This window comes from Pseudomonas argentinensis (genome assembly GCF_001839655.2).
In the GTDB taxonomy this organism is placed as follows: domain Bacteria; phylum Pseudomonadota; class Gammaproteobacteria; order Pseudomonadales; family Pseudomonadaceae; genus Aquipseudomonas; species Aquipseudomonas argentinensis_B.
Map to the genome: position 1 here is coordinate 4557605 of NZ_CP056087.1, position 14655 is coordinate 4572259.

Genomic DNA, 14655 nt, shown 5'->3' on the forward strand with positions numbered 1-14655 from the left:
ATGACCGCACCTGTAGCGCGAGAGCGGAAGACCGCTCACGAACCAAGCACGCATCACCGGGAGAGTTGCAGCTCATAATAGTGGCTCATATCCGCGCAGTTGCGCGGCAATATGTCGCACAGCCACAACCACAAGGAACTCATGGGTTACCGCGGTAAATCAGGAACCCTCTTTCGCCTGCCAGTCGCAGTAGCAACCCACCGCCATGGTATTGGCCGCCGAGACACTGCGATTGGCCGACAACGCGTCGAGAATCGGCTCGACGAAACTGTTCGAGGAGTTGCACACCAGCCCTTCGCTGTAGGGGCCGGCATAGGCCAGGTTACCCTGCTGATCCCAGATGGCGATGGCCGGGCTGGCGGGAATCGACTCCATGCCTTCGAGCGCTTCCAGAGGCGTCAGCTTGCCGCGCAAGAATGGCAGCATCTCGCCGGTGCTGCCCGGCTTCTGCACGCTGTAGAACTCGACCCCGGAGAACCGGTAGAGGCCGATCAGGTAATTGAGGTGGGCGTCGGTTTCCTTGTGGCATGGGCACTGCGGGTCCCAGAAATGCACCACGCGAATCTTGCCCGGCCCGGCCAGCTCGGCGGGCAGCTTGAGACCACCGCCCTGGAAGAACACCGCCTGCTGCTCCTGGTCACCGAAGGGGCGCAGGTACGACACCCCGAAGCGGCTCCACGCCCAGGCGGCCATGGCCACCACGATGACCAGCGCCAGCAGGCACAGGATCAGCAGAAAGCGCTTGGACGGCGCGGCCTGTTCCTGGCCCATCACTGGGGATCCCGCCCGTACTTGATGCGGAACTGCTTCTCCATCTCCTTGCAGCTGTCGGTGGCGAAGGCCCGCGAGGTGGGCGTGGCCGACGGGTCATTGGCCTTGACCCAGCAGGCCTGGATGGCGCGCTGCTCGTTGGCCTGCACGTCGGCGGTCTGCTCACGGGTAATGGCATAGATGATGATGCCGAATACCAACACGATGAAGCCGAGCCCCAGCAGGGTCAGCCACAGGCAACCGCCGCGCTTGCCGCTGTCCGGCTGCTCGGGGGATCGATTACGTGCGTTGTCGTCGCTCATGTTCTGGCCCTGCCTGAGAGGGTGCGCAACATAGCACCTTTGCCCTGCCCAAGGCAGGGGCCAAAGAGCACACATAAAATATAGGGAAATACGCCCTCCCCTCCCCCTCCGGCCCGCCAAGCCCTGCGGCCGCTGGGCTTCGCGCGGCGTGGTACGGCGCCTTGCAGGGCCTGCTCGACATAACCGGTTACGAGCCGTTGCGGCTTGTGCCCGACCGCTGCGGCATCCCGTCAGCCGTGGCGTGCGACCGGGCATCCATGGCAATGGATCGGCTGCGCACGGCAGGGGTGGTGAATTTCTAGTCAAACCTATTGCGGTGAACTTCACTCATACCTGTGAGGGCTGAATTGAATGGCACCTGCCGCACAATCCAGGCTGATCAGCTCTCGGGTATCTCATGCCGGCACGATGCTGGAGTCAGAGGAGAAGAGTCATGATCAATCACATTTGGGGACTGCTGGCCAATCCGGGCCGCGAGTGGCGCAACATCGACCGGGAAAAGGAAAGCATCACCCACCTTTACGCCCGCCACGTGCTGCTGATGGCACTGATCCCCGTCGTCAGCGCATTCATCGGTACCACCCAGATCGGTTGGCACCTGGGCGGCGAAGCCTACAAGGTGGCGGTGCCCACGGCGGCGGCGCTGGGTATCGTCTTCTACATCCTGATGCTGATCGGCGTGGCGATCATGGGTAACGTCATCCACTGGATGTCCGACTCCTTCGCCAGCCGCCCGACCCGTCGCCGCTGCATCATCTTCGCAGGCTACGTGGCCACGCCGCTGTTTATCGCCGGTATCGCCCTGCTCTACCCGAAGGCCTGGTTGCTGCTGGCGGTCGGCATCGTTGCGCTGGCCTACAGCGCGCGTCTGCTCTACGTGGGCATGCCGGCGTTCCTGCGTATCCCGGTCAACGAGGGCCTGACCATCTCCGGCGGCACCCTGGCCATCGGCGTGCTGGTGCTGGAGCTGCTGCTGGCCCTGACCGTGGCCCTGTGGGGCCTGGGGTTCAACGACTACGCGGTGAGCTGGTCGCTGTTCCGCTAGAAGCAGCTACAAGCTGCAAGCCCCAAGCTGCAAGCAAGAGCGCCGCAGAGCGCTTCAAACTTGAGGCTTGCAGCTGCTTCAAAGGAACCAGCGGTACTCACGGGCGTCGATATGGTCCATGAACGCCAGGTGATCCTGGCGCTTGTTTTCGCAGTAGACCATCACGAACTCTTCGCCCAACCCGGCATTGACCGCCGGGTGACGGCGCATCTGCGCCACCGCAGCGAGCATGTCCATGGGAAAGTCAATGCCACTCTGGCGATTCTCGTTCAGCGGCGCGATGGGTTCGGCGCGCTGCTCCAGACCGTGCTCCATGGCCGCCAGAATCGCCGCCAACACCAGGTAGGGGTTGGCATCGGCGCCGGCCAGGCGGTGTTCGATACGCAGGTTGCGCGCATCGGAGTCGGGAATCCGCACGCAGGCATCGCGATCCTCGAAGCCCCAACTGGCGCGGCTGGCGGCGTTTACCCGCGAGCCGTAGCGGCGATAGGCATTGTGATGCGGCGCGAAGATCGGCATACAGTGCGGCAGCCAGGCCAGGCAACCGGCCACCGCGTGGCGCAGCGGCCGGCCGTGGTCAGGCGCCAGCAGGTTGTTGCCCTGCCCGTCGTACAGGCTGACGTGTACATGCATGCCGCTGCCCGGCGCATCCAGGTACGGCTTGCTCATGAAACTGGCGCGATGACCGTGCTTGAGCGCTACGCCGCGGGTCAGCCGGGTGAACAGCGCCGCCCAGTCAGCGGCCTGCAATCCCTCTTCGCAGTGGCCGAAATTGATCTCGAACTGCCCGGGGCCGATCTCCGCGGTGATCACGTTGGCGTCGATGCCCTGCTCGTTGGCCACCTCGACGATCTCGTGCAGCACCGGGGAGAAGCGCGACAGGCGCTCGATATGCAGGTTGGGCTGGTCGTCCTCATCGCCGCACAGCGGGTCACGCGGGTATTGCGGCATGCCCTCCTTCAAGGCCCGGTCGAACAGGTAGAACTCCAGTTCGAAGGCCACCACCGGATGCATGCCCTTGGCGGCCAGGCGCGCCAGCACCCGGGCCAGCACTTCCCGGGGCTCGAACTCGATGGGTGACTCGGTGCCATCGGAGCTGATGAGCATCTGCCCCAGCGGCTGCTGCTCCCAGCGCACCGGTTTCAGCGTACCGGGGATCAGCCGCCGCGTGGCGTCCGGGTCGCCATCATGGAAGCAGTAGTCGCCGATCTCGTGCAGGCCACCCTGGGCGCCGAGCAGCACGCAGTTCTGCGGCAACTTGAGCAGGCTGCCGGCGGCGACTTTTTCCAGCATGTCGATGGGGTAACGCTTGCCGTAGAAGTGCCCGGGAATGTCCAGACAGATCAGGTCGACATAACGCACCTCGGGGTGAGCGGCGCGAAAGGCGCGAACTTCGTCGGACAGGCTTGTGAAGGTCATATGCGATTCCTGTGCCCGCCTAGCGGAACACCCAGAGTACCCGTGCGGGCTGGTCGGTAAGGTTGGCGTAGCGAAACTGGCTGTGCGGCGGCAACTGGAAGCTGTCGTTGGGGCCAAGCGTCACCGGCTCCGGCTGGTCATCCAGCCAGATGCTCAGCTGGCCCTCGAGCACGAAGCCGCCCTGCTCGGAGCTGTCGTCCAGGTGCCCCTCGCCACTGGTCGCGCCGGGGGCCAGGTGGCTTTCCAGCATGGAGAAGCCGGCCGACATGGTCGGTGAGGCCAGCACATCGGTGATGCCGCCGGCGTAATAGAGGGTGCGACGTTCGCCCGGGCGGGTGACCCACGGCAAGGCCCGGGGCTTTTCCAGGCTGTAGAAATAGGTGGTCGACACGCCCAGGGTTTCGCTGATGGCGGTCAGGTCCGCGACGGTCGGCTTGGACAGGCCGCGCTCGACCTGGGACAGGAAACCCACCGAACGGCCAATGCGCGCAGCCAGCTCGCCGAGCGTGAGACTCTTGTGCTTGCGCAGGTCGCGGATCAGGATCGCCAGGCCTTCGATTTCTTCCTGCATGTCCATGCCGGTGGAATCCCTCATAAATAGTCACGCAGCCGATACCAGGCCTTGCCCGCCGCCTCCAGCGGCGCCGCCAGCCAGGCGCCGCCCGGAAAACGCGGATTGCCGATGCGCTGATACAGCGCCAGCAGCTGTTCATCGCCGAGAATCGCGTCGGTCACTGCCCGCGCCGCGGCCAGGGTCGGCAGTACGCCGTGCCCGGAAAACCCCTGCAACCAGTAACGCTGCCCCTGACGACCGACATCCGGGGTGCGCTTCATGGTGACGTCGATATGCCCGCCCCAGCCGTAATCGATGGCGACGCCCTTGAGCTGGGGAAATACCCGCTCCAGATAGGGCCGTGTCGCCGCCGGCACGTCCTCGGGCAAACCGCCGAGATAGGTGCAGCCGCCACCGAACAGCAGGCGGTTGTCCGGGGTCAGGCGGAAATAGTCGGGCACGAACTGGTTGTCTATCACGCAACTGTCATGGGGCAGCAGCGAGCGCGCCAGCTGTGGGTCGAGCACCGCGGTGGCTATCTGGTAGGAGCCCACCGGCAGCACCCGTTGCGACAGTGATGGATCCAGCGTATCGAGGTAGGCATTGCAGGCCAGTATCAGCACGCCGGCGCGCACTTCGCCCCGGGGCGTGCGCACCCGATAGCCGTCCGGCAGGGTTTCGTAGGCCAGGGCGCGGGTCTGTTCGAAGATACGGCCGCCATGCTGCTCGACGGCTGCGGCCAGCCCCTGGGCCAGCTTGAGCGGATTCAGGTGGGCGCCGCGGGCATCATGCAGCGCCGCCTGGTAACGCGGGCTGTCGATCCACGCGCGCAGCTCCGCGCCCTCCACCAGCCGCAGGTCGCGGTAGCCCCACCTGTGCAGCGCCTGGTGCTGCGCCTCGCGCAACTGGGCGACGCGGCGCGGCAGCACCGCCGTCCACAAGCTGCCGACGCGGTAATCGACCTCGAAGCCATGGCGCGCCGGCAACTCGCGCAACTCGTCGGCGGCCCAGCACATGCTGTCCCAAAGCTGGCGGGCGCCCTGCAGGCCAAGGGCTTTTTCCAGTGGCGACATATCGCACGACCAGCCCAGCAGCGCCTGCCCGCCATTGCGCCCCGAAGCCGCCCAGGCCACGCGGCTGGCCTCCAGCACCACCACACGCTTGCCGGCTCCGGCCAGGCGCAGCGCACAATGCAGGCCGCTGAAGCCGGCGCCGACGATCACCACATCGCAGTCGAGGTCATCATCCAGACAAGCACGCTCGGGGATGGGGCCTGGGTAGCAGCCTGCATAGTAGGTGGCGAGGTGCCCGGAGGCTTGCATGAACATGCGATGAAATTATCAGATGATTATTTCATGAAAAAATACACGAATATTTTCATCCCTCCAAGCAGGATCTGTTCGCCGTGGCGAACCGTTTGCCGGCAAGCCGGTCGAAGAGCGACAACAATCGAAGCCCTGACGGCTCCCTGACCGCTATCGGCCAGAAAGCGGGTCGTCTATCTGGAGCCCCACATGATCCAAGTGTCTGCCCTGACCACTCCCCTGCTGCTCGCCAGCTGCATCGTCCTGCTTGCAGGCTGCGCCAACCGCGAGCAAAGCAGGCCCCCGCGACCCCGGGCACGCCCGCCACCGTGTCACCCGAACGGCAGGCCGTCGACGGTGACATCCAGCGTCTGAGCGAGCTGGCGCAGCGTGGCGACCTGGACAGTCAGTTCAAGCTGGGCAGCTTCTATTTCGTCGGCAAACCGCAGAAGGACCTCAAGCAGGCCGAGTACTGGTGGAAGCAGGCGGCCGATCGTGGCCATGCCGAGGCGGCCGTCAGCCTGGCCTACCTCTACACCGGCCGTGACAACCCGGAATTCCGCAACCCACCAGCCATGCTCAAGTACCTGAACCAGTCGGCCAGTAGCGGCAACCCCATGGCTCAGCATATTCTCGGCAACCTCTACATGCGCGGCATCGATGGCGTCGAGCGCGACCCCAACCAGGCCCGCCGCCTGTTCCAGAGCGCCTGCCGGCAGAACTACGCGGCCAGCTGCAAGGCTCTGGACAGCGCACCGGGCGCCTGAGCGAGACAACGCCCTGATGAGGCAGGGCCTGTTATGAGCCGCGGCGTCACGCCAGGGCGAGCAAGGCTTCATCCAGCACGGCGATCAGCAGATCGGCATGCTCCCGCTCGAACGCCAGCAGGGGTCGAATCTTCAGGATGTTCTCCAGCGGCCCGGCGGCGCTGATCAGCACCCCGCGTTCGCGCATGCCGTTGACCACCCGCTTGGCCTGATCGGCCGCCGGCGCCTTGCTGACCCGGTCGATTACCAGCTCGACACCGATAAACATCCCCGCCCCGCGTACATCGCCGATCAGTTCGTGGCGCTGCGCCAACTGGCGAATGCCGGCCAGCAAATAGCCGCCGATCTGCGCCGAGCGCTGCTGCAGGCCTTCGTCGCGGATCACGTCCAGCACCGCCTGCGCCGCAGCGCAGGACACCGGGTTGCCGCCAAAGGTGTTGAAGTAGCGCAGGCTGCGGCCAAAGGGTTCGAGCACCTCGGGGCGCACCACCACCCCGGCGATCGGCTGGCCATTGCCCATGGGCTTGCCGAGGCTGACCAGGTCCGGCTGCACGCCATGGCGCTGGAAACCCCACAGGTGCGAGCCGGTGCGGGCGAAGCCACATTGCACCTCATCGGCGATATACAGCAGCCCTTCGGCCTGGGCTATGGCCACCGCTTCGGCGATGCAGCCTTCAGGATCGGCGAAGATACCATCGCTGGCGAAGATGCCATCGATCAGCAGCGCCGCCGGCTTGATGCCCTGGGCACGCAGATCGGCGATGGCAGCGCGCACGTCCTCGGCAAACAGCCTGCCGGCCTGAGGCCCCAGGCGATAGACATCCGGGGCCCGCACGCTGCGGGCATGGGCGGGAAGCTGGATACCCGCACCCAATGACGGCGACAGCGCGGAAATATCGCCGGTCACCCCGTGATAGGCGAACCGGGTGATGATCACACCGGAGCCGCCGGTGTAATGCCGGGCGATACGCAGGGCCAGGTCGTTGGCCTCGCTGCCGGTGCAGGTGAACATCACTTGGTCCAGGCCAGTCGGAAAGGTCGCCAGCAACTGCTCGGCATAATCGAGAATGCCTTCCTGCAGGTAGCGGGTGTGGGTGTTGAGCAGCGCCGCCTGCGCGGTGATCGCCTGCACCACCCGCGGGTGGCAATGGCCGATGGACGCCACGTTGTTGTAGGCATCCAGATAGCGCCGGCCTGCGGCGTCGTACAGCCACACGCCCTCGCCGCGCACGGTATGCAGCGGGCGTTCGTAGAACAGCCGGTAAGCCGGCCCGAGCAGCCGCTCACGGCGCTCGATCAGCCGGCGTTCCGTTTCACTCAGCCGTTCGGCATCCGCCGCATTGAAGCCGTTGATCATGCTCATGGCTGCAAGGCTCCCCGGCAAGCTTGCTGGATACGTTGACGCACCACCGCCGGCTCGATGGCCGCCAGCCCGCGCAGGCTGGCGCTGGCCTGGGGCACGTTGCGCAGGATGTAGTCGCGGTTCTGCGGATGCAAGCTGGCACGCCAGGCGGTGATGGCGATGGTCATCACCAGCCGCGTGGCGATCAACACGCCAAGGATCTCCAGTTCCTCCTCGTGCAGCGGGTTGCGCCGGTGGTAGGCGGCCATGAAGTCCAGGGCCGGCGCCAGCACATCGCCCCCGTGGCCCAGTTGGTAGGCCGCCGCCACGCCCACCTCGTTGATCAGCGGCGCCTCGACCATGTCGCCGAAATCGAGAATGTTCAGCACGCGCTCCGGCTGCCGAGGGTCGACGATGACGTTGTGGGGGTTGAGGTCGTTGTGGATCACCTGTCGGCGCAACCTCGGATAACGCGGCAAGGCCTGCGCCTCGAAGGCGTCCAGCGCTTCGCCGACTAGCGTCCTGAGCGCCTGGTCGGCAATATGCGTCAGCAGCGGCCGCAGCCGGGCGGCCTGCTGCATGTCCCAGAGCAGCTCGTGCCCCGATGCCGGATGCCGATAGTCGCCCAGCGCCCTGTCCAGCCGCGCCATGGCATCGCCCAGGTTATGGCGCAACGCGGCGCTGCGCCCGCCAACCTGATGCAGCGGCCGCCCATCGATGAACGACAACAGCCGCACCAGCATGCTCTGGCCGTCGATATCGACCGCCGCCTGGTAGCGGCCGTCGCGCGTCGCGTACACCCGCTGTACCGGCAACTCGGGATCGGCGCGCTGGATCCGCAGCAGCGCCTGGTTCTGGAAATCCACCACCTGGGGGGTTTCCAGCGGGTGGGAAATCTTCAATAGATATGCAGAGCCATCGGCGCAGGTCAGCTGGAAATTCAGGTCACGCTCGCCGGCCAGGGGGCGAGCGCTACCCAGCACGCCAAAGTGCTCGCTGGCGATGATACCGGCGCGCACCGCGCTGACCTGCGCGGGCTGCGCCTGCAGCAAGGGGTCATGCACAACCTGGGTATTCAGTGACATATCCACCGACCTCGCGAGGCCCGACGCCTGCCGCCATCGCCACGACCTCGTCGGCTCTGCTCTGGCAATGGAACCGACGACCTTCGACGGGCTATCTAATCTGTCTGCTAAGGCAAGCCATTAAAGCATCCTGAAAAATATGATGCATCATAATTGCGGCTGCGCCATCATCCATCCGTTGCCACAGTCATTGCCCACCCCCATGCGGAGAACCGCCATGAGCCACTCGAAAACCCTGTTGCTGACCGGTGCCAGTCGCGGTATCGGCCATGCCACGGTCAAGCATTTCAATGCGGCGGGCTGGCGCATCTTCACCGCCTCGCGTCATGACTGGGTGGCCGAGTGCCCGTGGGCCGAAGGCAAGCTCAACCATATCCATCTGGATCTCGAGGACATCGAACACCTGCAGGAGAGCCTGCCGCTGATCCGCGAAAAACTTGGCGGGCGTCTGGATGCGCTGGTCAACAATGCCGGGATCTCGCCCAAGGGCGAGGATGGCCGGCGCCTTGGCGTGCTGGGCAGTGACTACGCGACCTGGACCAAGGTATTCAACGTCAACCTGTTCTCCACCGCCCTGCTCGCCCGTGGCCTGTTCGAAGAACTGAAAGCAGCCCAGGGCAGCATCATCAACGTCACCTCCATCGCCGGGTCTCGGGTGCACCCTTTCGCCGGCTCCGCCTACGCCGCCTCCAAGGCCGGGCTGGCGGCGCTGACCCGGGAGATGGCCCATGAATTCGGCTGTCACGGGGTGCGCGTCAACGCCATCGCACCGGGCGAGATCGACACCTCGATCCTCTCTTCGGGCACCGAGCAGATCGTCGAACGCGACATTCCCATGCACCGCCTGGGCAAGCCCGAGGAAGTGGCCTCGCTGGTGTACTTTCTCTGCACCTCTGGAGCGACTTACGTCAATGGCGCGGAAATCCACGTCAATGGCGGCCAGCACGTGTGAGGTGACGCAAGGTAGAATCGCCCGGCCCGCGCCCCGGAAGCCACCTCCATGAAATACCCCATCGACGGTCTCAGCCACACCTACCTGGGTAGTGGCGTCTACGCCCTGCTGCGCGAGGCACTGATCACCGGGCGCTTCCAGCCTGACGACCGCCTGCGCATCCGTGACCTGGCCGAGCAGTTGGGCACCAGCGTCACGCCGGTACGCGACGCCATCCTGCAACTGGCGAAGGAAAAGGCGCTGATCCTCAAGACCCCGCGCGACATTCGCGTGCCGGTGCTGACCCTGGAGCAGTACGCGGAAATCCGCAGCATTCGCCTGGCGCTCGAAGGCCTCGCGGCGCAAACCGCAGCCGGCAAGGTGACCGCCGAACAGCTGCAGATGCTCGAACGCACTATCGGCGACAACCTGGAGGCGGTGCACAGCGGCGACCTGATCGCGGCGTTGAAGCTCAACCAGGCCTTCCACTTCGCCCTGGCCGATATCGCCGGCATGCCGTTGCTGCGCGATATGCTCGACAGCCTGTGGATGCGCACCGGACCGCTGATTGCCCGGGCCTATGGCGACTTCAACGAGCGCATGGCCATCGAGCACCATTGGGAAGTGTTTCATGCCCTGCAGAAGGGTGACGGCGCAGCGGCACGTCAGGCGATCTGCACCGACATTCTCGATGGCAACGGAAAGATGATGGAATTCATTGCGCGGCGCGAGGCCACGGTGGCCTAAACGTCGTTCGCCAGCCAGATGCTGTACGTTGGCAACGATGGCCAACGGGCAGAGCCTTGTGGGAGCGCGCCATGCGCGCGACATCTCCACGCGACAGGACGCTGCGAGGCCCTGAGCAGAGTCGAGGAGCCCGGTGCGCTTGTGGCGCACCGGGTGACGCTCAAGGGTAGAAACCGCGGTCGGGCTTGTGGCCCGGCGCGTATAAGCGAAGTCGCGGCAACGATTCGCCTATTCGGTCAGAGCGGGGTGATCAGCTCGCCACGCTCTATAAAGGCGTCGAGATTATCGAACACCAGGTTCTCCATGGCCAGCCGGGTTTCCTCGGTGGCACTGCCCACGTGGGGCAAGAGCACCACATTGGGCATGGCGAACAGTGCCTCGGGTACCCGCGGCTCGTCCTCGAATACGTCCAGCCCTGCGCCACCCAGCTTGCCGGCCTGCAGCGCCGCGACCAGCGCCTGCTCGTCCACCACGCTGCCGCGGGAGATGTTGACCAGAGTGCCCTCGGCGCCCAGGGCAGCGAGCACCTCGGCATCGATCAGGTGATGGGTGGACGCACCGCCCGGGCAAGCCAGCACCAGGAAATCGGCCCAGCCGGCCAGGGCCTTGAGATCGGCCTCGTAGATATGATCGGTGCTCGGGTCAGGCCGGCGATTGTGGTAGCGGATATGCATGTCGAAACCGGCGGCACGCTTGGCGATCTCCTTGCCGATTCGGCCGAAGCCGACGATACCGAGCTTCTTGCCGCTGACCTTGCGGGTCAAGGGGTACTGGCCCTTGAGCCATTTGCCTTGGCGCACGTGCTGATCGGAGGCGGAGAATTGCCGGGCGGTGTCGATGATCAGGCCGATGGCGGTGTCGGCCACGCACTCGTTGAGCACGTCCGGCGTGGTGCTGATCAGGATGCCGCGGGCCTTCGCCTCTTCGACGGCAATCGAGTCGTGACCAACGCCAAAACTGCAGATCGCCTTGAGGTTGGGCATCTGTGCCAGTTGCTCGGCCGAGCAACCGTAACGCGCCGAGGTGACGACGATATCGACCTCGGCGCCGCGCTCGGTGAGGAAATCCTTCTGCTCCCACAGGCGGATCAGTTGATAGTCGCGCTGCAGGCGCTCATTGAAACGCGGCGGAAAACGGCCGACCTGAAGCACGGTTGGACGACTCATGCAGCTCTCCTGTCGTGGATATCGAAGTGCGGATGATACCTGCCACGACGCAGGCAAGCGCGCCGCGGCAGGCATCTGTGTCCGGTTATCGATCAGGTGACTGGAGCAGGATTGAACAGCACCAAGTCATTGTGCAGGCGATGCTTCTCCGCCCAGGTCTGTTTCTTGCCACTGGCGACATCCAGATAGAGCTGGAAGATGTGCCAGCCCATCTCATCCAGGGTCATGCGCCCCGAGGTGATCTGCCCGGCATCCACGTCGATCAGGTCCGGCCAGCGCTCGGCCAGCTGGGTGCGCGTGGCCACCTTGATCACCGGCACCATGGACAGGCCGTAGGGCGTACCGCGCCCGGTGGTGAAGATGTGCAGGTTCATGCCGGCGGCCAGTTGCAGGGTGCCGCAGATGAAGTCGCTGGCCGGCGTGGCGCAGAACCACAGGCCCTTGCCGCGGATCCGCTCGCCGGGCGAGACCACCCCGACGATTGGGCTGTTGCCGGACTTGGCGATGGAGCCCATGGCCTTCTCGACGATATTGTTCAAGCCGCCCTTCTTGTTGCCCGGCGTGGTGTTGGCGCTGCGATCGGCCATGCCCCGCTCCAGGTAGCGGTCGTACCAGTCCATCTCGCGGATCAGCGCATCGGCGACCTCGACGGTCGAGGCGCGCGGGGTCAGCAGATGGATGCCGTCACGGACCTCGGTGTTCTCGGAGAACATCACGGTGGCGCCGGCCCGCACCAGCAGGTCGGCCGCCACGCCCAGCGCCGGATTGGCGGTGATGCCCGAGAAGGCGTCGCTGCCGCCACACTGCATGCCCACCACCAGTTCGCTGGCCGGTACGGTTTCGCGGCGGCGCTGGTCGAGCACCTTCAGGCGATCCTCGATCATGCCCATGATCTGCTCGATCATGCCGGCGAAGCCGGTGCCCGAATCCTGCAGGCGGAACAGCCATTCTTCCTCGCCCTGGCCACAGGTCAGAGCATCGCCGTCCATCAGCTGGTTGGCCTGCAACTTCTCGCAGCCCAGGCTGATCACCAGCGCCTGGCCGCCCAGGTTGGGGTTGCGGCTGATATTGTAGAGGGTGCGGATCGGCACCACCGCGTCCGGCGCATTGATCGCCACGCCGCAGCCGTAGCTGTGCGACAGTGGCACCACGTCGTCGACGTTCGGGTACTTGGGCAGGATTTCCTTGCGCACGCGCTCGACGCAGTAGTCGAGCACCCCGACCACGCACTGCACCGTGGTGGTCACGCCGAGGATGTTGCGCGTGCCAACGGTGCCGTCGGCATTGCGGAAGCCTTCGAAGGTATAGCCTTCCAGCGGCTCGGGCGTCGGCGCCTCGATGGTCGCCTTGGGCAGATTGTCCAGCACCGGCGGCTCCGGCATGCGCAACAGCGCTTCGGTCACCCAGGTACCTGCGGGAATGGGATCGAGGGCGTAGCCGATCACTTCCCCGTAGCGCACCACGTGGCCGCCTTCGGGAATCGCCACCAGCGACACCTTGTGGCTCTGGGGAATGCCTTCCAGCGCCTCCAGGCCATCGGCGAAACGGCCACCAGCCGCTACCCCCTGTTCGTTGACCACCACACCGACATTGTCGTCGGCATGCAGGCGGATGTAACGCGGGGAGTCCTGATGTTGAATGAGATCCATGGGGCTAATCCTTTTCTTGTTGTAGGGACAGGTTCACGGCCTCACGGCCGCGGGCGGCAGTCAGGTGACTGGCGAAGGCAAAGCCTGGTCGCGGATCGCCAGACCGTTTTCATCCTTGAGCACCACGCGCTGAATACGGCCGACGATGAACAGGTAGCTGAACACCGCGACCAGGGCGTTGGCGCCGACGTACACCAGTGCCCACTTGAACGAGCCGGTGGCGCTGATGATGTAGCCGATGACGATGGGCGTGGTGATCGAGGCGATATTGCCGAAGGTGTTGAACAGGCCGCCGGACAGCCCGGCGATCTGCTTGGGCGAGGTATCGGACACCACGGCCCAGCCGAGGGCGCCGAGCCCCTTGCCGAAGAAGGCCAGGGTCATGAAACCGACCACCATCCATTCGGCCGACACGTAGTTGCACAGCACCATGCTGGTCGACAGCATCAGGCCGCAGACGATGGGCAGCTTGCGCGCCAGGGTCAGGCTATGGCCACGACGCAGCAGCCAGTCGGAGACCACCCCGCCGAGCACACCGCCGACGAACCCCATGATTGCCGGCAGGGAGGCGATGAAGCCGGCCTTGAGGATGGTCATGCCGCGCTCCTGCACCAGGTACACCGGGAACCAGGTCAGGAAGAAGTAGGTGATGGCGTTGATGCAGTACTGGCCCAGGTACACGCCGACCATCATGCGGTTGGTCAGCAGTTGGGTGATGTAGTGCCACTTCGGCCCGCCGCTGCCCTTGGACTGATCCATGTCGACCAGCCCGCCGTTGCTGGCGATGTGTTCGACCTCGGCAGCACTGATGCGCGGATGTTCCTTGGGGTTGTAGATGGTCTTCATCCAGATGCCGGCAAAGACGATGCCCAGCACGCCCATGACCACGAACACGTGCTCCCAGCCGAAGGCATAGACGATCCAGCCCATCAGGGGCGCGAACAGCGCGGTGGCGAAGTACTGCGCCGAGTTGAAGATCGCCGACGCGGTGCCGCGCTCTGCCGTCGGGAACCAGGCCGCGACGATACGGGCGTTACCCGGGAACGACGGTGCTTCGGCGAAGCCGACCATGAAACGCAGCACGAACAGGCTCACCACGGCCCAGGCCACCGGCATCATGCCGACGAAGCCCTGCAGCAGGGTGAACAGCGACAGATGAAGATGCCGGCGGCATACCCGCGTTTGGAGCCGAAGCGGTCGAGCAGCCAGCCCCCGGGATCTGCCCGATCACGTAGGCCCAGCCGAAGGCGGAAAAGATATAGCCGAGGGTTACCGCATCGATGCCCAGGTCCTTCTGCATGCTGGAGCCAGCGATGGAAATGGTGGCGCGGTCGGCGTAGTTGATGGTGGTTACCAGAAACAGCATCAGCAGTATCAGGTAACGGACGTGGGTTTTCTTTGTGTCTCCCATGGAGAGCTCACCTCGATGTTATTTTTATTGCTGACAGGCGCGTGCAGATGCGCCAGCCGCCCAAGGGCGGGGTCATGAAGCCTGAAAACGGAGCTGTATCTGGCCGGCTAGCGCGTGGCAGCAGCCGTCGCGACACCCAGGTAGGGCCTCGAGGCTTTGGACG

Annotated in this window: 13 protein-coding genes and 1 pseudogene; 4 read left to right on the plus strand and 10 right to left on the minus strand. The window is 65.0% G+C overall.

Going from position 1 to position 14655, the window contains the following annotated elements; translation table 11 throughout:
• Window positions 1-159 precede the first annotated feature (159 nt).
• Both SA190iCDA_RS20600 and SA190iCDA_RS20605 read right to left on the minus strand, forming a co-directional pair.
• Entirely contained in the window at window positions 160-771 is a 612-nt protein-coding gene (locus SA190iCDA_RS20600) for a DUF6436 domain-containing protein (RefSeq protein WP_070887572.1), read from the minus strand.
• Entirely contained in the window at window positions 771-1073 is a 303-nt protein-coding gene (locus tag SA190iCDA_RS20605) for a hypothetical protein (protein ID WP_083329890.1), read from the minus strand. Before SA190iCDA_RS20605 ends, SA190iCDA_RS20600 begins: the two co-directional genes overlap by 1 nt.
• Window positions 1074-1506: 433 nt before the next feature.
• Here SA190iCDA_RS20605 and SA190iCDA_RS20610 point away from each other — a divergent pair, with 433 nt between their 5' ends.
• Window positions 1507-2118 (plus strand): Yip1 family protein, encoded by a 612-nt coding sequence (locus SA190iCDA_RS20610; protein ID WP_083329891.1) that lies wholly within the window; start codon window positions 1507-1509, stop codon window positions 2116-2118.
• A gap of 78 nt (window positions 2119-2196) precedes the next feature.
• On the opposite strand, the gene SA190iCDA_RS20615 is transcribed toward SA190iCDA_RS20610, so the two are convergent.
• The 3 genes from SA190iCDA_RS20615 to SA190iCDA_RS20625 are packed head-to-tail and all read right to left on the minus strand — an operon-like array spanning window position 2197 to window position 5418.
• The gene (locus tag SA190iCDA_RS20615; protein ID WP_070887573.1) at window positions 2197-3537 is read right to left on the minus strand and encodes a glutamine synthetase family protein; all 1341 of its coding nucleotides are present in this window, start codon (window positions 3535-3537) and stop codon (window positions 2197-2199) included.
• Between the two features lie 19 nt (window positions 3538-3556).
• Window positions 3557-4114 carry a helix-turn-helix domain-containing protein gene (locus tag SA190iCDA_RS20620; protein ID WP_070887574.1) on the minus strand — a complete coding sequence of 186 codons (558 nt, stop codon included), beginning with the start codon at window positions 4112-4114 and terminating at the stop codon, window positions 3557-3559.
• Window positions 4115-4128: 14 nt separating this feature from the next.
• Complete coding sequence (locus SA190iCDA_RS20625; protein WP_070887575.1) at window positions 4129-5418, minus strand: NAD(P)/FAD-dependent oxidoreductase; 1290 nt, start codon at window positions 5416-5418, stop codon at window positions 4129-4131.
• Between the two features lie 305 nt (window positions 5419-5723).
• On the opposite strand from SA190iCDA_RS20625, the gene SA190iCDA_RS20630 reads away from it, so the two are divergent.
• On the plus strand, window positions 5724-6161 hold the full coding sequence (locus SA190iCDA_RS20630; protein ID WP_236100939.1) for a tetratricopeptide repeat protein: 438 nt from the start codon (window positions 5724-5726) through the stop codon (window positions 6159-6161).
• Window positions 6162-6207: 46 nt separating this feature from the next.
• On the opposite strand, the gene SA190iCDA_RS20635 is transcribed toward SA190iCDA_RS20630, so the two are convergent.
• Window positions 6208-7524, minus strand: coding sequence for an aspartate aminotransferase family protein (locus SA190iCDA_RS20635; RefSeq protein WP_070887577.1), 1317 nt, complete (start codon window positions 7522-7524; stop codon window positions 6208-6210).
• Window positions 7521-8588 carry a phosphotransferase gene (locus SA190iCDA_RS20640; RefSeq protein WP_070887578.1) on the minus strand — a complete coding sequence of 356 codons (1068 nt, stop codon included), beginning with the start codon at window positions 8586-8588 and terminating at the stop codon, window positions 7521-7523. Before SA190iCDA_RS20640 ends, SA190iCDA_RS20635 begins: the two co-directional genes overlap by 4 nt.
• A 217-nt stretch (window positions 8589-8805) precedes the next feature.
• Between SA190iCDA_RS20640 and SA190iCDA_RS20645 the strand changes: the two genes are divergently transcribed.
• Window positions 8806-9540: an SDR family NAD(P)-dependent oxidoreductase gene (locus SA190iCDA_RS20645; protein ID WP_070887579.1), complete on the plus strand. Its 735-nt coding sequence runs from the start codon at window positions 8806-8808 to the stop codon at window positions 9538-9540.
• A gap of 48 nt (window positions 9541-9588) precedes the next feature.
• A complete protein-coding gene (locus SA190iCDA_RS20650) occupies window positions 9589-10266 on the plus strand; it encodes a GntR family transcriptional regulator (RefSeq protein ID WP_070887580.1) in 678 nt (225 codons plus the stop codon).
• A 236-nt stretch (window positions 10267-10502) separates the two neighbouring features.
• On the opposite strand, the gene SA190iCDA_RS20655 is transcribed toward SA190iCDA_RS20650, so the two are convergent.
• From SA190iCDA_RS20655 to SA190iCDA_RS20665, 3 genes and pseudogenes are all read right to left on the minus strand, one after another.
• Window positions 10503-11432 (minus strand): 2-hydroxyacid dehydrogenase, encoded by a 930-nt coding sequence (locus tag SA190iCDA_RS20655; RefSeq protein ID WP_070887581.1) that lies wholly within the window; start codon window positions 11430-11432, stop codon window positions 10503-10505.
• A 92-nt stretch (window positions 11433-11524) separates the two neighbouring features.
• Entirely contained in the window at window positions 11525-13081 is a 1557-nt protein-coding gene (gene garD / locus SA190iCDA_RS20660) for a galactarate dehydratase (RefSeq protein ID WP_070887582.1), read from the minus strand.
• A 60-nt stretch (window positions 13082-13141) separates the two neighbouring features.
• Window positions 13142-14492, minus strand: a pseudogene (locus tag SA190iCDA_RS20665) (MFS transporter).
• Window positions 14493-14655: the final 163 nt, after the last annotated feature.